Genomic DNA, 22,136 nt, shown 5'->3' on the forward strand with positions numbered 1-22,136 from the left:
TTGATATCCTTTATTGTGCGTGTTCGAAACAGGCCGCCCATTGCGACGCTTTTCTGAAAGTCTGCAGCGATCAGCTTGCCGAGGCCGGCTCCGCCATGGCGACCACGACCTTGCGCGCCCCCTGGAAGGTCGAACGACCGTGCGCCACCAGCATGTTGTCGAGCATCAATACATCGCCTGCCTGCCAGGAAAAACTCACCTGACAGCGCTGGAGGACCTCGCGGATATGCTCCAGCGCCTCCAGTTCTATCGGCGAGCCGTCGCCATAAAACACGTTACGCGGCACGCCCTGTTCCCCGACAATAGAGATCAACGTCTCGCGCACTGGCGCTGCAAGATTGGAGATGTGGAACAGATGGGCCTGGTTGAACCATACCCACTCGCCACTGACCGGATGCCGGGCAACGGCCTGGCAGACCTGGCGCGTGGACAGCTCGCCATCGTCCGTCCACCGGAAGTCGATGTGGCTGGCACGACAGAAACGCTCGACCTGCGATCGGTCCTCGGTGCTGAAAGCCTGTTGCCAGGGCAGGTCCAGGCCGTTGCCGTAATTGCGCACGTACATCAGGCGCTTCTCGGCAAAGCGCTGACGGATGACGGGGTCGAGTTGCCGGTAAACCAGCCGACTGTCGGCAATCGGCGTTTCACCGCCGGCCTGCGAGGCCTTCATGCAATGAAACCAGATCTTCATCGGCCAATTCAGCGAATAGGATTGTTCATTGTGCAGCGGGATAACCTGATGGGCCGGGTACTCGGTGGAGGTGTATACCCGGTTGTTCAGCTGGGTCCGTGGGGTAGAAGCGTAATCGTAGGTGAGCAGCTCATGGCCAAAGCTGCGAGCAAACGCTTCAAAGTCCGCTTCGCCGTTGAACGCAAAACCGCGAAACAAAATGCCACCCACACGCGGCAACTCCGTTTCGACGGCCTGCAAGATCTGCGCTCGGCTGTTTTGCCAGGCGTCCCCGGCAAGGGGGGCCTGGAAGATGAACGGCAGGGCCTGCTCACTACCCGGTACAACATCCGTGCATTGAACCTGCGCACGCACCAAACCGCTTTCCATTTGAGTCCCCCGCCATTGCAATCAGCGTATTTTTTCGAGAACACAAACTAATACAAACGCGTAACAGCTGCAATAGAGAATCATTGTCATTAATGTGTATCATCTCACAGATAACATGTTTCACTTGGCCTGCAGCACACTCTCCCGTTCGGCGACATGTGACATCAACAGATAGGCCGACCCCACCAAGCCCAGCATCGTATCGGCATAACGGCTACGATTGAGGTACAGGAACTGGCGGTTCTTTACCGCAAACAGATTCTGCCACTGCGGGGACTGGCGAAACGCTGCGGTGCTGGCTTCTGAATTGAGCAGCTCTTCATAGGTATCGATGATGAAATCACTGTCGAAGTCGCCGATGCGCTCCAGGCTGTAAGGCACGTTTTGCCGGGCCTCGCGGTACGCGGGGACGCGCCCCAGGCCGAAGTCGGCGATGACGTCGTCCATGCCACCGCGCCCGATCAACTGGAAACCGTCACTGTAGACTTCCAGCGTGGTGACAGTGATACGTGAAGGATCTTTCACGCGCTTCTTGAACTCGCTGACGACCCCTTCATATTCCTTGAGCATTTCTGCATAGCGCTGCGGCTTGCCCACCAGGTCGGCGAGTTCCTTGGCGTAGGTTTTGATATTGCTTTCCCGGGCAGGCAGCAGCACAACCGGGGCGATCTTGCTGAGCTTGTCCTTGATGTCGGCGTGATACGACAAACCTACGATCAAATCCGGCTTCAAGGCTGCGATGGCTTCCAGGTCGGGCGCCTGCTGCGAGCCGACGTACTGGATACCGGTCACATCGAATCGCTCCTGCGCCCCGCGAAACAGTACATCCGAGAACAGTTTTTTTCGCCCTGTAGAACCACACGGCTTGACCCCGAGTTCAAGTAACTGGGTCGTCAAGCTGAAATCGTGCAACGACACAATGCAGTGCGGTGCCACGGGAACCTCGACCCGGCCAAACCGGTTCTCGAACACCTTGGTTTCAGCAGCTCCGGCCTGTGCCGCGAACAATGCCAACGGCACACACAGCATGCCGACCATACCTCGAAAAAAAACCTTCACCCGTTCCCGCACGCATCTACCTCCAGACAATTCAATAGGCGTTGCTGTATTTCAGCGACTGCGCTGACGCGCCAGCAAAACCATCAGATAAGGCGCACCGATGATTGCGACCACCAGCCCTGCTGGCAACTGCAACGGAGGGAAAAGCCCCCTGCCCAGTGTGTCACCGGCCAGCACCAGCAGTGCGCCGACCAATGCCGACAACGGGATCAACGCGCCATGACGGTCACCGGCCATTTGTCGCGCCAGATGCGGCGCCACCAGCCCGACAAACGTCATGGTGCCCACATTCGCCACGGCCGCTGCCGTTAACATCACGCTGCACAGCAACAAGGACAGCATGACCCATGTCACATTCAGACCTCGGCTGAGGGCGACTTTTTCGCCCAGCTGCAACAGATTCAGCTGCCGATGGCAAAACACCAACGGCACCCCCGCCACCAACAGCCAGATGCCAAGACTCTGAACCTGCGGCCAACCGGCACGGTGCAAACTGCCACCGAGCCACATCAGGGCCGACTCCACCTGATCGATATTGCCGTACGTGATGAGCAAATCGGCTACCGCGCTGAGCATGGCGGTCAGCCCCACGCCGACGAGGATCAAGCGCAACGCCGAGATGCCCTGGCGCCAGGACAACAATGCGACGAACAACGCCACTGTCAACCCGCCGGCCAGCGCCGCCAAGGGGTAGAACTCCAAGGGCAGAAGCGCCGGCCAGAGCACGATAATCAGCAACATAGTGACACTGGCGCCCGACTCGACACCCACCAGGCCCGGTGCTGCCAGAGGGTTGCGCGTCAACGACTGCATCAACAGGCCGGCCAGGGACATTGCGCTGCCGGCCAGGATTGCCAGCAGGACGCGGGGCAGTCGCAACTCCCAGAGCAGATTGCGCAGTGTCGAATCGACCTGCTCAGGCGTGAGCAAGGCTTTCCATACCTGGACAACATCTATCCCATAACTGCCGACGGTCAAGGCGTAAAGCGCCATTGCAACCACGGCAGCAATCAGCAACAGCACGCAAATCAAATCGATCGGGCGAGCCATCCAGGGAAGCAACCGATAGGTGCGGGGCAAGGTCAATCCAGCTCGCATCATCGGACCTTCCTCAATACCAGCACGACAAAAATAGGGCCGCCGATAAGCGCCGTCACGATACCGGTATTGAGTTCGAACGGGCGCACCACAGTCCTTGCCGCGATATCCGCCAGAATCAGCAACAATGCCCCCAGCAACGGCGCCGCGAGCAAGAGTCGACGATAATCGTCACCGAACAACAGCCGCGCAGCATGCGGCACCACCAGGCCTACAAAACCAATCGGGCCGGCCAGTGACACCGCACAGCCTGACAACAGCACCACCGAGGCCAGGCCGAACACACGCATTCTCAACAGGCTGACCCCCATGCCAGCGGCGGCTTGCGGGCCAAGGCGATGCGCATTCAATGCACGGATGTTCATCAGACACAGCGCCATGCCGGCCAACATATACGGCCAGACCCAAGCCTGCATCGAGCCCCCGGTCACCCCGATGGAGCCGGTCAGCCAGCGACGCAGACTGTCGAGCCCCTGTTGATCGAGCAGCAGCAAAATCGAGGTGATCGCGCTGAACAGCGCCGCGATCATCGCGCCGGACAATGTCAGTCGAATCGGGTTGTGCCCGCGCCCCGCCAACATCAGCACGCCAAAGGCGGCCACCAATGCGCCTGCAAACGCAAACAACGGAATCATCGACATATCGTTGCCCGGCAGCACCAGCAAGCCGAATACCACGAACAACGCGGCGCCGCTGTTGATGCCAAGAATGCCGGGATCGGCCAACGGGTTATCGCCCACCGCCTGCATGATTGCGCCAGCGAGCCCAAGGCTGGCCCCCACCAGTATCGCGACCAGCAGGCGCGGCAAGCGGCTGCCTCGGATGACGTTCTGGTCGGGGTTGTCCGGCGCGTAGGAGACCAGGGCCTGCCAGGCTTCATGCCAGGGTATGTCCTTGGCGCCGACGACCAGGTGCAACAGCGCGGCCAAGGCAATCGCCAGCAACAACCCCAACCAGACCGGCAACCGTAAACCGTGACTCACATGGCCTCCCGCATGGCCGGCGAGCGGTTTCGACTCGTCTGCGGTACGCACAACGGATCCCCGGAGTAAGGGTCGGTGATAATGTGCGCATCCAGATCGAACACCGCCTTGAGATTTTCCCGGGTGAATACCTCGGCAGGCGAGCCATGGGCGAGCAAACACCCTTCGCGCATCATCACCAAGTGGTCGGCATAACGCGCGGCCTGGTTAAGGTCATGCAGCACCGCCACGATGGTTTTGCCCTGGTCACGCAGGTCAGCCAGCAATTCCAGCAGCGTGATCTGATGCGCAATGTCGAGAAAGGTCGTTGGCTCATCCAGCAGAATCACCGGGGTATCCTGGGCCAGCGTCATGGCGATCCAGCAGCGCTGCAACTGCCCACCCGACAGGGTTGCCAACGTACGATCAAGCAAGAGGCGGATGCCGGCCAGGTCAATGGCGCGGTCAATCGCCTGTTGATCCTGCTCGGACCATTGGCGCCACCAACTCTGCCAGGGAAAGCGCCCCTGCATCACAAGCTCGCGCACGCTCATGCCGGCGGGTGATGTGGTGCGCTGGGGCAATAACGCCATGTGTTGCGCCAGCGCCCTGCGCGAATACTGCCCCAACGGCTGTCCCGACAACTGCACGGTGCCAGCGCTCGGCCGCAGCATATGCGCAAGCACATTCAACAAGGTGGTCTTGCCGCAGCCATTGGCCCCGATCAATGCCGTGAAACAACCTTCAGGAATCTCCAGGCTGACACCGTTGAGAATCTGCTGTTCGCCATAGCTCAGCCTCACGTCGGTGGCTTTCAGCATGACCTTCCCTCCACGCCCCAAAGGCCTGATCGAATTCGTTCATCGAGTAATGCCCCCGCGGCGTTTCCAGGCTCTGTAATACCTGGCAGTCAGCGGGGGACTATTTAAGTGCGCGACAGGATATGACGAATTTTAAATAATTGCCTACAGGCCTAACAATACTAATGCAAACCCTTATCATTTACAGCTAATATATGGCCAGTAGACACCAACTCTGGCGGCCTGCCCGATAAAGCAGGAATCAAGGCATAAGGCCCACCCAAAGCTAAAATGTAAACTCAAGGACTCCCTCGATGCTCGGAACAAAAACAACAGTTGGCACCGAAAAACGTTACGCCCCGCGTCATCCAGCGTTTCACCTGAGCACCCTTGCATTGGCTTTGGGGAGCATTTTTTCAGCGCAGGCGATCGCCGCGCAGGATGAGAACGCCGACAAGGGCTCCGTCGTGCAACTCGGCGAAATCAACATCAATGCCACGGCGCCCGAGAACCCCACGGGGCCGATCAACGGCAAAGTCGCCTTGCGCAACACCAGCGCCACTAAAACCAACGCGGCCATTACTGAAACGCCGCAGTCGTTGTCCGTGGTGACCGCCGATGAAATGCGTGACCGCAAATCGGACACCCTGGCCGACACGCTCAGCTATACCCCAGGGTTCACCAGTCAGCCTGGCAGCTTCAACCGCACCTCCGACCGGTTCCGCATTCGCGGCTTCGATGTAGAGTCTGCCACCGGCGGCTCGCTGCGCGACGGCCTGCGCCTGCAAAACAACTCCTATGACGGTGTGCAGGAACCCTACGGCCTGGAACGCGTGGAAGTTATCCGCGGCGCGGCCTCGGTGCTGTACGGGCAGTTGTCACCGGGGGGCTTTGTCAACGGCGTCAGCAAACGCCCGACCGACACGCCATTGCATGAATTGGGCCTGCAATACGGCAACAATAATCGCAAGCAACTGACAGGGGACTTCAGCGGCCCCCTCGGCGACAGCGAGACCCTCAGCTATCGCCTGACCCTGCTCAAGCGAGACAGTGACACCCAACAAGATCACATCAACGACGACAAGACCTACATCGCCCCGGCCCTGACCTGGCGCCCCAACGATGACACGTCGCTGACCTTGCTGTCCTTCTATCAAAAAAGTGACACGCGCTTCTCCGCGCCCCTGCCCTACCAACTCGTCAAGGGCGTAGGCAACGGCCCCTTCACCATAGGCCGCCACGATTTCATCGGTGAGCCCGGCTACGACGATATGAATGGCGAAATGTCCGCCATCGGCTACGAGTTCGAACACCGCTTCGACGAGCACACCCGCATCAGCAACAAGCTGCGCTACTACGAAGCGGATGTGAAATGGAAATACCTGCAAGCTCAGACAATAGCGGCCACCGGGAGATTAAATCGTCAGTACAGCGATCGCCATGAGCGATCCAGGGCCCTGGCCAGCGACACCAACGTCGAGACACGCTGGAACATCGGCGGCGTGGAAAACACCTTCCTGATCGGCGCGGATACTTATGATGCCTCGTACGACTCACATAGCTTCCGGGGCACCGCACCTTCTATCAATCTCGGAGACTACAACTACGGGCAACCGGTAGTGGTGGATAAGAGACAAAATCCTGATCGCGGCTCACAGATTGATACCCTGCAGACAGGCATCTACCTGCAAGACCAGATCAAGTTCGACGACCACTGGTTGCTGTTGCTCGGTGGCCGGCACGACTGGGCCGATCAGGATCAAAGAGGTTTTGCCACCGGCCAGAAGCTTGACCAGAGCAACGAAGCCACCACTTGGCGTGCCGGCCTTGTGTACCAGGCGGATAACGGTCTGGCGCCGTACATCAGTTACAGCGAGTCGTTCTTCCCGGTCGCGGTATCCCAAGCACCTGGCCAGACGTTTGCCCCCACCGAAGGCAAACAGTACGAAGTCGGTATTCGTTACCAGCCCACCGGCAGCAACATTTTATTGAGCGCGGCGGTCTACGAGCTGACCCAGAAAAACGTGGTGAGGGTTGACCTCGCAGGGGCCAACCCTACACAAATCGGCGAACAACGCTCCCGTGGGCTGGAGCTGGAAGCCAAGGCGGATGTCACCTCTCAACTCAGCGTCATTGCGTCCTATGCCTACACCGATGCGCGTATCACCAAAAGCCTGGTCCAGAGCCAAGTGGGCCAGCGCAGTGAAGATACCCCGTATCACCAGGCGGCCCTGTGGGTCGACTACAACTTCGCCTTGCTGGGTTTGCCGCAGTTGAAAGTGGGCGGCGGCGCTCGCTATAAGGGAACCACCCAGGCCTCGGGTATCGATTCACAGATGCCGGCCTACACTCTGTTCGATGCCATGGCCAGTTACCAGATCGACAAGAACTGGGACGTCAGTCTCAACGCCAACAACGTCACGAACAAAAAGTACACTTACTGTGAGTTTGCCATCTGCCGTTACGGCGATGAGCGCGAGTTGGTGACCTCCGTCAACTTCAGGTGGTAATTGGCGCTCCAGGTGATCGACGGGAGGATTAGCGGATCGCGCTATTTCCTCCCGATTTTCAGCGGCGACCGCGGCCCGCGTAGCCGAGTCACGTTCTGGTCGATGCGGTCTTGGACCGTGCGCAAGGTGTCTTGAGTAATTCGCCCTGGATGCAGCTTCTCGGCGATGGTTGCAAACCGGCTGGCCACATCACAAACGCCGTCAATCATTCTCCCGGCAACGTCCAGGGGCACCTCGGCTTCCTCGGCAAGCCGAAGCATTTGCGTGCGGGAAATCGACAGGGCCTCCCCCATCACATCCATCTGGTGATATCCACCTGGCCCCTCGCAGAAGGTCACGTCGTAAGCCGGCGACAGTCTCCACTGACCGTCTTGCGACATGATGTAGGCAAAGTTCTTGGGATGATCGTCTCTGTTGTTGAACGCAACATTGAAGGCGGCACGTTCGAAGGCCACTGCCATCCCTCGCACGTCGTTGGTACACATCTGTGTTGCCCGCAAGAAGTTGACGTAGTCCAACACCCCCGGAGACCGGTAGTCTGCCCCAGTGAAGGCTGCGAGGCTTTGCATGGGTACGCGTAGACCATCCCGGCGGTCAAATCGCTTACTGGCAAACGCTGCCAAGCCGTTGGGCAGACTGAAATACTGCGTGTCAGGGGTCTCGATACCGCACATGCGCAGGCACTCGGCATAGACCATTTCTATAGCGCACACCTCGGCATGTTCTTCTTTGGCCGGGAACTTAATCAACCATGCTTCAAAGCCCGGCGTGACGGCAGTGGTAAACCCGCCAGTTTCGGGGTCGCGATAGACGAGGACCTTAGGCCTTGCACCTTGAGGCGAGCCGCCCACCTGCAGCAACGTCTGCAGGAACTCGCCACCGTCTCCATGGAGCACTTCCTGCACTTCGACGGCCAGCTGCTCCAGCGGGACGTGGATTTCAGACGCCTGACCTTCGGGTGCCACGGGCTCAAACGTCATGGCCCCCATCGCATTGCTCCCGATGTAGGCCAGCCGTGCCAGTGAACCAATGCGCGCCGTGGTGAGCCCGCGGCGCCTGAACATACGGTCCATCAGCAACATGCCCCACCCATCCGGCAACGAGTCGTAAACAGGCCCCGGCAAGCACAGTTGGTGGTCTGGAAAATCTTGGCGCAACTGGGCCCCCTCCAACGGCAGCGTGTAGGAGGACAGTTCCAAGCCCCTCTGCCTGGCTTCGTTGCTGTACTCGAACACGATCAGCGGGCGACCGGTCAGGGCAGTCGTGGAGACCAGCGTGCCCCATTGCCAGCGCTCACCCCAGCCCTCGTAGAAGATGTTGACCTGCTCAAGCATTGCCGGACTTCCTCTTTGTACGGAGACGATTGGCGCTGCTTTCGTAGCGCCGAATATCCTCGATGCTTTCCAGCTTTGGCAGGAACAGGCCGTCGAGTTCCTTGGTTCGACCCAGGGCCATCGCCACCCGGACCACGTTCTCGAACCCAACATTGCGTCCGGCTTCAAGGTTGGACACGGTGTTAGTGCCGATGCCGGCACGCCCGGCCAACTCGGCTTGTGTCATGTCCAGCGCCAAGCGCTCTGTACGCAAGCGATTGCAGAGACGCTTGACGACCTCACTCGGCTTGCTGAAGCTTAAATCCAACATAGTGTGTGCCTAGCCCGTTATATGCCAGTTAGCCCCCAAAATTATAGAATTACCCCTCAGCCCTATCAAGCGACTTAATTCCCTAATATTGTGGCTTATCACTTAATTAGTGACGGTAACCACAATTTAATGGATTTACCCATCCTCACGGCAAAGGCAGACCGTCCCGGACGGTGTAAACTATTCGGGCCGTTCAGCATCGTATTAAGGGTGCAGACTTGCCTTCCGGCCGGGCAGGCCTGGCAAAATCAGATAGCCAAGCAGAAAGCTACGTTCCCTCTCTATCGCGCGTCCAGAACTGCGGGAACGTCAGACCCAGCGGCGGAACAGGACGCTGGCGTTAACCCCGCCAAACCCGAAGCCATTTGAGAGCGCGTGGGTAATTGGCATCTTCCGCGACTTCAGTCCGACCAAATCAAGCCCGTCAGCCGCCTCGTCGGGATTGAGCAGATTCAAAGTGGGGGGCACCACCTGGTCGCGAAGCGCCAATACCGTAAAGATGGCTTCAATACCTCCGGCCGCCCCCAGAAGATGCCCAGTGGCGGATTTGGTCGAGGTGATCGCCACGCCGGAGTCACGCCCGAACACCGAGCCAATTGCTGCCAGCTCCCCACTGTCGCCGACCTGGGTGGAGGTGGCGTGGGCATTGATATGCTGCACATCGGTGGGGCTGACATTGGCCTGGCGCAGCGCCTGCTCCATGGCTCGTCGCGCGCCGTTGCCGTCTTCCGGACCTGCCGTCAGGTGATAGGCATCGGCACTGGTGCCATAGCCGACCAGTTCTGCCAGGGGCTTGGCGCCCCGCGCCAGCGCATGCTCCAGCGACTCGATCACTAACAAACCGGCACCTTCGGACATGACAAAACCGTCACGATCGCGATCAAAGGGGCGCGACGCCTGCTGCGGATGCTCGGCAAATCCGGTGGAGAGTGCCCGGGCGGCCGCGAAACAACCCAGGGTCACACGATCTATCGCCGCTTCGGTACCACCGCACAGGGCAATATCCGCCTCACCACTGCGGATGAGCCTGGCGGCATCGCCGATGGCCTGCACCCCGGCGGCACAAGCCGTTACGGGGGCACCGAGCGGCCCTTTGAAACCATGCCGGATGGAAACGTGCCCGGCCGCCATGTTGGCGAGAAAGGCCGGCGCGCTGAACGGCGACAGGCGACGCGGACCACGGGCATCGGTGGTGCGTACAGCCTCGGCAATCGCCCCGAAGCCGCCCACACCGGAGGAAATGATCGTCGCGGTGCGTTCCTGCTCGGCGGCATCAGTCGGATGCCAATCCGCTTGTGCCAGAGCTTCATCGGCGGCCACCAGTGCAAACTCGATGAAGCGATCCATCTTCTTGCGATCCTTGGTCGATATGAAGCGCTCCGGCTCATACCCCGCCGTGGCGTCCTCTTCCAGCGACGGCACCTGGCCACCCACCGCAACACCCGTGCCCTGAGTCATCTCCTCGGGCAGGTGACGAATACCAGAGCGTCCATCCAGCAACCGCTGCCAAACCTCTTCAACCGCGCAGCCCAGCGGGCTGACGATACCTACACCAGTGACGACAATTCGCTTTGGAGCTTGGGGAATAATCATAAGAACCTCTTCATTTCTCAATCGATCTCCACTGACAGCGGCGTGCGCTTGCCTGGCTTACGCCAGCCTCGCTGTTTCAGGTCGAGCCTGTTGGTCGGGACGGATCTTGAACCAGATGGAATACATCGCCGGCAGGAACACCAGCGTCATGATGGTGCCGACAAACGTGCCGCCGATCAGCGTGTAGGCCAACGTCCCCCAGAACACCGAGTGCGTCAGCGGGATGAACGCGAGGATGGCCGCCAGCGCCGTCAGCAGCACCGGGCGCGCCCGCTGCACCGTGGCCTCGATCACCGCATGGAACGGGTCCAGCCCTTCTTGCGTGTTGTGGTGAATCTGCCCGATCAAAATCAGCGTGTTGCGCATCAGAATGCCCGAGAGTGCGATCAGGCCAACCAGGGCGTTGATGCCGAAGGGCTGCTGGAATATCAGCAAGGTCGGTACTACGCCAATCAATCCCAGCGGCGCGGTGAAGAACACCATGATCATGGCCGAGATCGAACGCACCTGGACGATGATGATCAACAGCGTCAGCGCCACCATGATCGGGACCAGCGGCACGATCGCCTTGCCGGCCTTGCCCGACTCCTCGATGGCTCCGGCCTGTTCGATCCGGTAGCCGTCAGGGAGACTGTCAATGACCGGCTGCAGTTGCTTGATGATCACGCTCGATACATCCGGTGGCTGCAAGTTTTCAGCGATGTCACCACGTACGGTTATGGTCGGCGTGCGATCACGCCGCCGCAGGATCGGGTCCTCCATGCGCACATCGACCTCGCCGATCTGCGACAGCGGGATGCGCTGCCCCGCCGCGCCCACCAGCGTAAAGCCTTCTATCCTGGCCGGGTCCAGACGGATGTCTCCGGCAGCACGGCCGATCACTTGCACCGAGCGGATGTCCTCGCGAACCGCGGTGATCGCCACCCCCGCGAGCAGGAACTGCAATTGCTGGGCGACAGCACTCGAGGTCAGTCCCACCGCCTGCAAGCGATCCTGATCCAAACTGAAATGCAGCGCCGGCGTCAGCGGGCCCCAGTCGGTATTGACGGTGCGCATCATCGGGCTAGCCTGCATGACATCTCGTACCTGATCGGCAATTTCGCGCAACGTTGACGGATCCGGCCCCATCACCCGATAGGCAACCGGGAATGGCGAGTAAGGACCGAACACCAACTGAGTCACCCGCACCCGCGCCTCCGGAGCGAGCCCTTCGGCGACCGCTTCGCGCAGGCGGAACTTGAGAGTTTCACGAGCCTCCTGGCTGTCCGTCAGCACCACAATCTTGGCGAACGATGGATCAGGAAGCTCCGGCGCCATCGCCAGGTAGAAGCGCGGCGCGCCTTGGCCAACGTAGGCGGTGACGATTTTTGCCTCTTCCTGCTTGTGCAACCAGGCCTCGACCCTGGCGGTGGTGGCGCTGGTCTGTTCGATGGACGTGCCATAGGGCATTTGCACTTCGACCAGCACCTCCGGACGGTCCGAGGTCGGGAAGAACTGCTTCTTGACCAGCCCCATGCCGAGAATCGCCACCACAAACGTCGCGATCACCGTACCGGCCACCCACCATTTATGGGCAATGACACGCGTCAGGAGCTGGCGAAAACGATTGTAATGCGAGGTGTTGTAGATCGCCGCGTGACCACCCTCGACCTGCTTGATCTCCGGCAACAGCTTCACTCCCAGGTAAGGGGTAAAAGCCACCGCGACCACCCAAGAGGCAATCAGGGCAATGCCGACGATCCAGAACATATTGCTGGTGTATTCGCCGGCGGTCGACTGCGCAAAGCCGTTGGGCATGAAACCGATCGCCGTGACCAGCGTTCCGGACAGCATCGGTGCGGCGGTATGGCTCCACGCATACGCGGAGGCTTTGATCCGGTCGTAGCCCTCCTCCATCTTCACCACCATCATTTCGATGGCGATGATCGCGTCGTCCACCAGCAACCCGAGCGCCAGGATCAGCGAACCAAGGGTGATACGGTCAAAGTTCTTGCCGGTGGCCGCCATCACCACGAACACCACGGCCAGCGTCAACGGCACCGCCGCCGCGACCACCACACCGACCCGCCAGCCCATGCTGAGAAAACAGACAAGCATCACCACCAGCAGCGCGACGAAGAACTTGATCATGAACTCGCCGACGGCCGAGTCGATATTCACCGATTGATCGGTGACCTTGGTCAGCGTCATGCCCAGCGGCATGCCTTGATTGATTTTACTGGTCTCGGCGTCCAGCGCCTTGCCCAGGTCCAGTCCGTTCCAGCCCTCACGCATCACGATCCCCAGCAACAGAGCCTCTTCGCCGTCATTGCGTACAAGGAAAGTGGCCGGATCTTCGTAGCCGCGCTCGACCGTCGCCACGTCCGACAGCTTCAGCGTCCGCCCCTGTATCGTCAGGGGCGTATCGCGGATTTTCGCCAACTTATCCAAGGCACCGTCCACCCGCAGCACGACCTGCGGACCGTTGGTTTCGATAGAGCCGGCGGGTGTCAGCAGGTTCTGGCCGTTCAGCGCGGCAAAGAGGTCCTGCGGCGAGACACCCAAAGTGGCCAGCCGATCATGGGAGAACGACACAAAGATGCGCTCGGCCTGCTCACCGATGATGTTGACCTTCTTCACACCTGCCACGTGTAATAGACGCTGGCGCAGCGCTTCGGCATCTCGCACCAGCAGTCGCTGCGGCTCGCCCTTGGCTTTCAGCGCGAACAATGCAAAGGTCACGTCGGAAAACTCGTCGTTGACCATCGGCCCGATAACGCCCGCTGGCAGCCTCGCGGCCTCATCGTCGAGCTTCTTGCGCGCCTGATAGAACTCCTCCTGCACTTGTGAGGGCGGCGTGCGATCGACCAGCGAGACCATGGTGAACGCGAGACCGGGACGGGTGTAGGTCTCCGTACGGTCATACCATTTGAGTTCTTGCAGGCGTTTTTCCAGCGGTTCGGCCACCTGATCCTGCATCTCCTGGGCCGTCGCGCCCGGCCATGCGGTGATGACAGTCAATTGCTTGACCGTAAACGGAGGATCCTCGGCGCGCCCAAGCTGGAAGAACGCCAGGGTGCCGGCGACCGCGATCAGGAAGATCAGAAACACGGTGATAGAGCGTTCGCGAACAGCGAGAGCGGATAAATTGAGGCTCATTGATCGCCCCCGGCAACCTTCACATCGCCGCTTTGAGCCAGCCTCACTTCCTCGCCTTCGCGTAGCAAATGCGCGCCTAGCCCGACAATCCGCTCACCCACCTTGAGATCGCCAGCGACGCGCGCGGCGTCGTCGCTCAAGCCCAGGACCTGGATGGGTCGCCAGGTGACTTTCGCAGGCTCGCCGGTGATAACCCACACGCCGCTGCCCTTGCCCGGGTCATACACCGCTGCGATTGGCACTTGCAGCACCTGCCGCCGGGTCTCGCCTTCGGCGATCCGCAGGGTGACGGTCGCTCCCAGCGGCGCATTCGCCAACGCGCCCTCAAGCACATAGCGCGCCTCAAAGGTCCGTGTCACGCGGTCCGCCGAGTCGGAAAGCAGCCTCAGCGTTGCGGTGACCGCACCCGAGGTGTCGCCATACAGCGTCGCCTGCGCGGTTGTCCCTACCGCGGGTCTTAGCGTCTCGGGCAGTTGCACGATGGCCTCGCGCTGCCCGGCCCGCGCCAGTCGAACCACGGCCTGCCCAGGGCTAACCACTTGCCCGGGCTCCACCAGCGTCTCCATTACTACGCCATCAGCGTCGGCCAGCAGCACGGCATAGCCCGTCGCGTTACGGGCCACATCTGCCTGGGCTTGCGCGGCGTTGAGTTGCGCCTGCGCGGTATCGGCTGCGGCTTTGATCTGGTCGTAGCCGGAGGCGGAAATAGCGCCGGCGGCCACCAGGTCACGGTAGCGCGCCTCGTCATCTGCGGTCTGTTTGGCTCGGGCCTTGGCGGCGGCGACCGCCTCTTGCTGTGCTCGCGCCTGCAACCCCAGATCAACGGGGTCGAGGCGCATCAGCGCTTGACCGCGTTTAACCGTCTGGCCGGCATCCACCAGGCGCTCGAGGACCTTGCCCGAGACCCGGAAACCCAGGTCACTCTGGACCCGTGCCGCCACCACGCCGATGAAAGCACGCGAGGTGTCGGACGAATCCTGAACTGCCGCGACCCGCACCAAAGGGGCAAGCGTGCGCGGGTCTTTCACAATAGAAGAGTCACCACACGCCGTCAGGACGAGAGGCAACAAGCAACCGGCGATGATGACAGGTCGAAGCAGGCGCATAGGTTCCCTACTCAATAAATATGATGGAAATCATATTCTCATTCCGGTGACCAATCATGTCAATAGTCACATAAGTGATACGCCCAGCCGCGTAAATCGAGCATGCGCTGCTTCGCCCAGTTGTTGTTGGGATCCCTATACGCCTCTCGGCGTCTTTAACTTATGAACGTCAATTGACATAAAGTGACCAATAAGTAATATGGTCACATCTCAGACTCGCTTCAAGGAACTCTAATGTCTTCCCTGCGCGCCGTGGCTCTTTGGGTGAGCGCCAGCTTGATGGCTGGTTGCGCGGTCGGTCCGGACTACCATCGCCCGGACGCTCCGCTTTCGGATCGTTATTTGGGTCAGCCTTCTGTGGAACAACGGTCCGCAGCGACGCCAGCCGACCTGGCAGTCTGGTGGGAAGGTTTCGGTGACCCAACCCTGACCCACTTCATCACCCGGGCCCTTGAGCAGAACCTGGACCTGGCTCAGGCCTCGGCGCGGGTCGCGCAGGCACGGGCAGGCCTGGGTGCGGCAAATGCCGCCTTGCGGCCCTCAGGAAACATCAGCGGACAAGCCGCACGCGCCTACCAGTCAATTGAAACGCCACTTGGCCAAGTGCTGAATGCAACACCCGGCTATGCTCGGCACGGAAACGCCTACGCGCTCAACCTCGATGCCAGCTGGGAGGTGGACCTCTTTGGCGGACTGCGACGCGGACGCGAGGCCGCACGGGCCGAGTACCAGGCCAGCGAGGCAGGGGCCGCCGCCACGCGGTTGGCGGTTGCAGCCCAAACCGCCGATATCTACGTCACTGTGCGCGGATTGCAGACCCGGCTGGACATTGCGAAACGCCAAGTCAAAACCCAACAGGACCTGTTGGAGAAAGTCCAATTGCTCTATAGCAAGGGCCTTGCAGCCGACTATCAGGTTCGCCAGACAGAGGGTTCGCTGGCGCAGGTCCAGGCAACAGTGCCGGCCCTGCGGACCGGACTGGATGCCGCCATGAACGCACTGGATGTGATGCTCGGTGCGCCGCCAGGCACCCACCGTGCGCAACTGGCCAATGCGCAAGGCATTCCAATTGCGCCACAGATAACGACGATGGGCTCGCCGGCCGATCTGCTGCGCCGCCGGCCAGATATCATTGCGGCCGAGCGCCGCCTGGAGGCCTCGAACGCACGCATCGGGGAGGCAATCGCCGAGTATTATCCGCAATTCTCCCTCAGTGCATTGCTAGGGAGCGCCACGGCCGTATCCAGCGGCAACCTTTTCAGCAGCGGCGCCAGCCAGACGGCAGGCGTACTGGGTCTGCGCTGGCGACTCTTCGATTTTGCCCGCATCAACGCGCAAATCGAGCAAGCCAAGGGCCAGGAAGCCGAAGCCCTCGCCGCTTACCGTCAGTCCGTCCTACGCGCCACCGAGGATGTCGAGAACGCTTTCTCCGCCATGGCGAATCGCGAAAACCAGGCCACTACCCTCTCCAGGGGAGAAGCGTCTCTGACCCAGGCTCGCCAATCGTCGTTTATTGCTTATCAGAAAGGCACCGCCAGCTTGATCGATGTCCTGAATGCCGACGAGACGCTGCTGCAGGCATCGGATGCCCGAGCGCAAGCGCGAACGGACTCGGCGCGGGCAGCGGTCGCGGCGTTCAGAGCGCTCGGTGGTGGCTGGCAACCCCCAGAAACCCGCCCCGTGGTCATTCGATGACGCGCAGTTGAGCAGGACTGGCCGTCGTCAGCAGGCGCTCAAGGCATGAGGCTACGCAAGATGAGGTTGGCGGTAAGCGCCGGGGCCTCTTCGACGAAGTCAAGGCTGTACTGTAATAGCAAAGGATTGACGAATGGCCGCAAGGCAAAATGTATTGACTCTACGGTTTCGTCCAGCGGTGTCTTGCGTTCGAACTCACCTGCCTCACGCCCCTCCCGCACGATTTGCAGCACAAAGCTCTTGATTTTCGCGTCATAGACTTGCGAACTCGGCCAGCGTTCCGAGGCGGAAAAGGCCGCTATATCGTAGAGTTTCCGCTCATTGAAAAACAGGTTCACGCCTGTGCTGACCAAGGTTTTGACCAAGCGTCGAAAGCGCTCCGTCGGCGAGATACCCTCTACATTGATAGCCTGTTCCACGGCCGAAATGATCTCGGCGAGGCAATGGGTACAGATGGCTTCACCGATCGCCTGCTTGGAATCAAAGAATTTGTAGATATACGCCTTGGAGAACCCGATGGCCTTTGCCAAATCAGAAACCGTGGTTTTAGCGTAACCGTATTGACCGAAATGCTCGTTGGCCGCCGCGACAATCTGGTCTCGAATGTCATGATCCGCAGGACCGCGCAGGCCGGACGATGGTATTGATGGCTGGTTCATGGATTCAGCTTACTCATCTCAAAGGTGCTTGACAATTTGCGACCAACTTTCCAAACAGACACAAAAAACAACGCTTCGGGCCTGCCCCACAGTGGGTTTCACAGCTGATCCATAACCTCGGCCACTCCCTTGTCCTCGCCCAGGAATCCACCGCTTTGATGCTGCCACAACTGTGCATAGACGCCGTTTTTCCCCAGTAATTCGGCGTGGGTACCCTGTTCAATAATGCGTCCTTCGTCCATGACGATGAGCCGGTCCATGGCCGCAATCGTAGACAGCCGGTGGGCGATGGCGATCACGGTCTTGCCCTGCATCATTTCATCGAGGCTTTCCTGAATGGCGACTTCGACTTCCGAATCCAGCGCACTGGTCGCTTCATCAAGAAGCAGGATCGGTGCGTTCTTGAGCATCACCCGGGCTATTGCGACGCGTTGGCGCTGGCCGCCCGACAGCTTGATGCCGCGCTCACCCACAAGGGTGTCGTAGCCAGTGTGACCTTGCCGGTCGCTCAGTTGGCTGATGAACTCATCGGCCTGGGCACTGGCCGCGGCGCTGCGGATTTGCGCATCGGTCGCATCGGGACGGCCGTAGGCGATGTTATCGCGAATTGAACGATGCAGCAGGGAGGTATCCTGCGTGACCATGCCGATGGAGCTACGCAGACTCTCTTGCGTCACTTGAGCGATGTTTTGGCCGTCGATGCGAATCTCCCCGCTGTCTACGTCATAGAAGCGCAGCAGCAGGTTGATAAGTGTGGATTTGCCGGCGCCAGAACGGCCCACCAGGCCGATTTTTTCGCCCGGGCGGATGTTCAGGCTCAGGTTATCGAGCACCTGACGTTCGCCATTGTAGTTGAAACTCACATTATCGAAGGTTACCGCGCCGCCGGAGGTCACCAACAGGCCCGCGTCCGGCGCGTCCTGCACTTTGGAGCCCTGGGTCAGGGTCGCCATGCCATCCTGTACGGTGCCGATGTTCTCGAACAGCGAGGACATTTGCCACATGATCCAGTGCGACATGCCGTTGATACGCAACGCCATGGCCGTGATTGCCGCCACGGCACCCGCGCCGACCTCACCCTGATGCCATAGCCACAGAGCATAACCCCCCGCCGCCATGATCAACGCCACCACCAACGCCTGGTTGACGATCTCGAACTGGCTTACCAGGCGCATCTGGCGAAAGCCGGTTTGCTTGAAATCCTCCATCGCCGCACGTGCGAAGTGCGCCTCACGATTGGAGTGGGAAAACAGCTTCACCGTAGTGATGTTGGTGTAGGCGTCCGAGATACGCCCGGTCATCATCGACCGCGCATTGGCTTGTTCCTGCCCGACCTTCCCCAGACGAGGCACGAAGTACAGCATGGCCAGCCCGAACAACACGACCCAGGCAATGAAAGGCAGCATCAGTTTCAGAGCGAAGCCGCCGGCCAGTGCGATGATCGCGACGAAATACACCCCGATCCCGGGGGCGATTTCGATAAAGGTGAATAGCACGTCGCGCACGGCTAGCGCCGTCTGCATCACCTTGGTAGTGACTCGGCCGGAAAACTCATCGGAAAAGAACGAAAGACTCTGCCGCAACATCAGGCGATGGAAGTCCCAGCGCAGCCGCAACGGCAAGTTGATCGCCAATATTTGGTGCTGCACCATTGTGCGCAACGCCACCAGCCCGACACTGGCCACCATTACGATGCCCATGCCCCACAACACGCGACTTTCCTGCGCAGCCGCATCCCCGCCTGCCTGCCAGGTCGAAAGCAGGTCAACGACCTGCCCGAGAAAGGCAAACAGCCAGGCTTCGTAAATCGATACAGCGGCACTGAGTAGCGCAAGCGCAAGGATGTAACCGCGGGCGCCCCGCGTGCAGGCCCACAGGAATTGCGCCAGGCCGGCAGGCGGCGGTGGCGCCTGGTCAGGAGGAAAAGGGTCGAGCCTTCGTTCAAATGCACGCAGCATGGTGGTCTCCAAAACGATCAAGTTAAGGAGATTCTGCCATTGAACGCCTGCTTTGAGCGTTTTGAAATGTCGAGGTCCTACGCCGTTGGCAAATTACCCTGAGCGTTGGCTTGCCGTGTGTGGGGGTAACCTACGTTGGCAGACCCGTTCGGCAGGGCTAATTTGACTTTCTACTATCACTCAGAGAACCCCAGCGGCTCGTGGTATTTTCAGAAAGGTCAGTCAGCTGCCGTCGAACCGCCAGCTCCACTCCCCTTATTTCCGCCAGCCCCTTGAGACGACCGAGCAGGGAATATCCAGGGTTGCTTTGGCGGTGCTGGTCGTCCAATAACTGGTGCCCATGATCGGGCCGCAGTGGCAGCCGCGGCCCGCCTACGTGTTCGCGTCGCAACTCTTCTTTCACCAGCGCGTCGATCACCCCGACCATGTCGACATCGCCGCCCAGGTGATGGGCTTCGTGGAAGCTGCGAGGATCGGCTTCCCGCCGGGTTGAGCGCAGGTGAGTGAAATAGATGAACGGCGCAAAACGCCGGATCATCGCCACCAGGTCGTTGTCTTCTCGCACACCATAGGAGCCAGTGCAGAATGTCAAGCCATTGGCCGGGCTTGGCGCTGCGTCCAGCAGCCATTGCGCATCCTCGGCCGTCGAGAGAATGCGCGGCAACCCCAGCAGTGCCCGGGGCGGGTCGTCCGGGTGGATCGCCATGCGCACGCCTGCCGCCTCGGCGACGGGGATCACCGCACGCAGGAAATATCCCAGGTGCTCACGCAGCCGAGCCTCATCGATGCCTGCATAGGTGCGCAGCAACGCGCGAAAATCATCCAGGCTGTAATGCTCTTCGGCACCCGGCAAGCCGGCGATCAAGGTATTGACCAGCCTCTCGCGGGCGGTGGGTGTCAGGGTTTGGAAATAGGCTTGAGCCTGCTGGATATCGTCGTCGCTGTATTCGTCTTGCGCTCCTGGGCGCTGCAGAATAAACAGGTCGAACGCGGCGAAGGCAGTCTGATCGAAACGCAGCGCCCAGCCACCATCCTCGAGCCTCCAGGCCAGGTCGGTGCGGGTCCAGTCCAGCACCGGCATGAAGTTGTAGCAGACGATATCGATACCGCAGGTCGCGAGGTTGCGCAGACTTTGCTGGTAACGGGCAATGTATTCGTCGCGCCGGCCGCAGCCGCGCTTGATGTCCTCGTGGACCGGGATACTCTCCACCACCGACCAGCTCAGGCCCGCGGCTTCGATCATGTGCTTGCGGGCCGCGATAGCTTCCACCGGCCAGACCTGGCCGTTGGGAATCTCGTGCAGGGCCGTGACGATCCCGGTCGCACCGGTTTGTCGAATATCGGCCAGGGAAATCGGGTCTTTCGGGCCGAACCAGCGCCAGGTATGTTCCATGTCATTTTCCTTGTGCAATGTCTTGTATCCGAAGGCGGTTCAACATACTGCGGACTCCATCGCGACAAAGCTCTTCGTAGGCCCGTTGTACCGCATCACGAAACGCGCCGCGGTCGGCTAAGGCAACGGGGAAAACTTCATTCAGATCAAGGAAGGCCTCTACCTGTCGCGTACCTGGGGAGCGGGTCGCCAGTGCGGCGAACGTGGCGCTCATCGGGTCGTCAACGGTCGGGCTTGTCACGCAGTAATGAATCCAGGCCGCCACGCCCAGAGCTGTGCAGGCAAGGCTACGACCTTCATCCAACAAGCGTTGTGCGCCCGTGAGCCAGCGCTGCGGCAACTTTTGCGAACCATCCATAGCAATCTGGCGCAGGCGATGTTGCAGGCTGTCGTTGGCAAACCGGGCCCGGAGGTCATTGGCATAGCAGTCGAGATCTATGTTCTCGGGCATGTCCAGGGTAGGTGCGGCCTCACGCGTCATGTAACGCTGGATAAGCGCCGCCAGGTCCTCGTCGTCCATCGCTTGGCTCACGGTCTCGTGTCCGGCCAGCAGTCCAACGTAGGCCAACAGGGAGTGGCTGCCATTGAGCATGCGCAATTTCATCGTTTCGAACGGACGCACGTCGCGGACCATTTGCACGCCCTCTTCTTCCCAATCGGGACGCCCGAGCGGGAAGTGATCTTCGATGACCCACTGGCTAAAGCTCTCGCAGACCACTGCCGCCGGGTCATGGCAGTCAAGTTCCTGGCCCAGTCGCGCAAACGCGGCGTCATCCATGGCCGGCACGATCCGGTCGACCATTGCATTGGGAAAAGCCACTTGCTGATCGATCCACGAGGCCAGTTGCGCATCCTGCGCCGCCGCCAAGGCCCTGACCGCCTGACGTGTACGTTGCCCGTTGTCCGGCATGTTGTCACAACACAGCACGGTAAACGGCGCGACACCGGCGGCGCGGCGGCGACGCAATGCTTCCAGGACGATGCCTGGCGCGGTGCCGGGCGCTTGGGGGTGCGCCAGGTCGTGGGCAATGGCCGGATCGTCCTCGCGCAGCTGCCCGGTGGCGGGGTTCAGGTAGTAGCCTTTTTCAGTAACGCTCAGGGTCACGATGCGAGTGTGTGGCGCAGCCATGCGCTGCAACAGCTGTTCAAGTTCATTGGCATCAACACCCGCGTACAAGGCTTCGCACAGTACGTTGATTTCCCGCAGTACCACGTGCTCACTATCAGGGTATTCGGCCACATGGTAGCGACCCTGCTGGTCGCGCAATTGTTCGACCAGAGCCCGGTTGGAGCGAATGTTGGCACTGCACAGTCCCCATTCGCTCGTGCCGTGACGATTGAGATGACGTTGCAAATAGACCGCCTGATGAGCCCGATGAAAGGCTCCCAGGCCCAGATGCACGATCCCGATCGCATGGGCCTGGCCCGTGGCGGGGAGCCGTTGGATAAGCGACATGAGTC

Annotated in this window: 16 protein-coding genes; 2 read left to right on the forward strand and 14 right to left on the reverse strand. The window is 60.3% G+C overall.

What is annotated here, in order from left to right:
- Positions 1 to 70 precede the first annotated feature (70 nt).
- The 5 genes from AC6CIA_RS01290 to AC6CIA_RS01310 form a co-directional block, all read right to left on the reverse strand.
- Positions 71 to 1,060 (reverse strand): TauD/TfdA family dioxygenase, encoded by a 990-nt coding sequence (locus AC6CIA_RS01290; protein ID WP_498310272.1) that lies wholly within the window; start codon positions 1,058 to 1,060, stop codon positions 71 to 73.
- A 120-nt stretch (positions 1,061 to 1,180) separates the two neighbouring features.
- Complete coding sequence (locus AC6CIA_RS01295; protein WP_498310273.1) at positions 1,181 to 2,098, reverse strand: ABC transporter substrate-binding protein; 918 nt, start codon at positions 2,096 to 2,098, stop codon at positions 1,181 to 1,183.
- A 72-nt stretch (positions 2,099 to 2,170) separates the two neighbouring features.
- A complete protein-coding gene (locus AC6CIA_RS01300) occupies positions 2,171 to 3,220 on the reverse strand; it encodes a FecCD family ABC transporter permease (RefSeq protein WP_498310274.1) in 1,050 nt (349 codons plus the stop codon).
- Positions 3,217 to 4,200 carry a FecCD family ABC transporter permease gene (locus AC6CIA_RS01305; protein WP_498310275.1) on the reverse strand — a complete coding sequence of 328 codons (984 nt, stop codon included), beginning with the start codon at positions 4,198 to 4,200 and terminating at the stop codon, positions 3,217 to 3,219. The genes AC6CIA_RS01300 and AC6CIA_RS01305 overlap by 4 nt, the downstream gene beginning before the upstream one ends.
- Positions 4,197 to 5,000, reverse strand: coding sequence for an ABC transporter ATP-binding protein (locus tag AC6CIA_RS01310; protein WP_498310276.1), 804 nt, complete (start codon positions 4,998 to 5,000; stop codon positions 4,197 to 4,199). The genes AC6CIA_RS01305 and AC6CIA_RS01310 overlap by 4 nt, the downstream gene beginning before the upstream one ends.
- Positions 5,001 to 5,293: 293 nt before the next feature.
- Between AC6CIA_RS01310 and AC6CIA_RS01315 the strand changes: the two genes are divergently transcribed.
- Positions 5,294 to 7,489, forward strand: a complete 2,196-nt coding sequence (locus AC6CIA_RS01315) for a TonB-dependent siderophore receptor (protein ID WP_498310277.1) — start codon at positions 5,294 to 5,296, stop codon at positions 7,487 to 7,489.
- A 41-nt stretch (positions 7,490 to 7,530) separates the two neighbouring features.
- Here AC6CIA_RS01315 and AC6CIA_RS01320 read toward each other — a convergent pair whose 3' ends face one another.
- The 5 genes from AC6CIA_RS01320 to AC6CIA_RS01340 form a co-directional block, all read right to left on the reverse strand.
- Positions 7,531 to 8,823 carry a type II toxin-antitoxin system HipA family toxin gene (locus AC6CIA_RS01320; RefSeq protein ID WP_498310278.1) on the reverse strand — a complete coding sequence of 431 codons (1,293 nt, stop codon included), beginning with the start codon at positions 8,821 to 8,823 and terminating at the stop codon, positions 7,531 to 7,533.
- A complete protein-coding gene (locus AC6CIA_RS01325) occupies positions 8,816 to 9,133 on the reverse strand; it encodes a helix-turn-helix transcriptional regulator (protein ID WP_498310279.1) in 318 nt (105 codons plus the stop codon). Before AC6CIA_RS01325 ends, AC6CIA_RS01320 begins: the two co-directional genes overlap by 8 nt.
- A 309-nt stretch (positions 9,134 to 9,442) precedes the next feature.
- On the reverse strand, positions 9,443 to 10,726 hold the full coding sequence (gene fabF / locus AC6CIA_RS01330; protein ID WP_498310280.1) for a beta-ketoacyl-ACP synthase II: 1,284 nt from the start codon (positions 10,724 to 10,726) through the stop codon (positions 9,443 to 9,445).
- A gap of 57 nt (positions 10,727 to 10,783) precedes the next feature.
- Positions 10,784 to 13,864 (reverse strand): efflux RND transporter permease subunit, encoded by a 3,081-nt coding sequence (locus tag AC6CIA_RS01335; RefSeq protein WP_498310281.1) that lies wholly within the window; start codon positions 13,862 to 13,864, stop codon positions 10,784 to 10,786.
- Positions 13,861 to 14,970, reverse strand: coding sequence for an efflux RND transporter periplasmic adaptor subunit (locus AC6CIA_RS01340; protein WP_498310282.1), 1,110 nt, complete (start codon positions 14,968 to 14,970; stop codon positions 13,861 to 13,863). Before AC6CIA_RS01340 ends, AC6CIA_RS01335 begins: the two co-directional genes overlap by 4 nt.
- Before the next feature lie 234 nt (positions 14,971 to 15,204).
- Between AC6CIA_RS01340 and AC6CIA_RS01345 the strand changes: the two genes are divergently transcribed.
- Positions 15,205 to 16,665, forward strand: coding sequence for an efflux transporter outer membrane subunit (locus tag AC6CIA_RS01345; RefSeq protein ID WP_498310283.1), 1,461 nt, complete (start codon positions 15,205 to 15,207; stop codon positions 16,663 to 16,665).
- Between the two features lie 38 nt (positions 16,666 to 16,703).
- On the opposite strand, the gene AC6CIA_RS01350 is transcribed toward AC6CIA_RS01345, so the two are convergent.
- The 4 genes from AC6CIA_RS01350 to AC6CIA_RS01365 form a co-directional block, all read right to left on the reverse strand.
- Positions 16,704 to 17,324, reverse strand: coding sequence for a TetR/AcrR family transcriptional regulator (locus AC6CIA_RS01350; protein WP_339533246.1), 621 nt, complete (start codon positions 17,322 to 17,324; stop codon positions 16,704 to 16,706).
- A 98-nt stretch (positions 17,325 to 17,422) separates the two neighbouring features.
- On the reverse strand, positions 17,423 to 19,282 hold the full coding sequence (locus tag AC6CIA_RS01355) for an ABC transporter ATP-binding protein (protein ID WP_498310284.1): 1,860 nt from the start codon (positions 19,280 to 19,282) through the stop codon (positions 17,423 to 17,425).
- Between the two features lie 157 nt (positions 19,283 to 19,439).
- A complete protein-coding gene (uxuA, locus tag AC6CIA_RS01360) occupies positions 19,440 to 20,675 on the reverse strand; it encodes a mannonate dehydratase (protein WP_498310285.1) in 1,236 nt (411 codons plus the stop codon).
- Position 20,676: 1 nt separating this feature from the next.
- The gene (locus tag AC6CIA_RS01365; RefSeq protein WP_498310286.1) at positions 20,677 to 22,131 is read right to left on the reverse strand and encodes a mannitol dehydrogenase family protein; all 1,455 of its coding nucleotides are present in this window, start codon (positions 22,129 to 22,131) and stop codon (positions 20,677 to 20,679) included.
- Positions 22,132 to 22,136: the final 5 nt, after the last annotated feature.

Source organism: Pseudomonas sp. GQ91, from assembly GCF_059758795.1.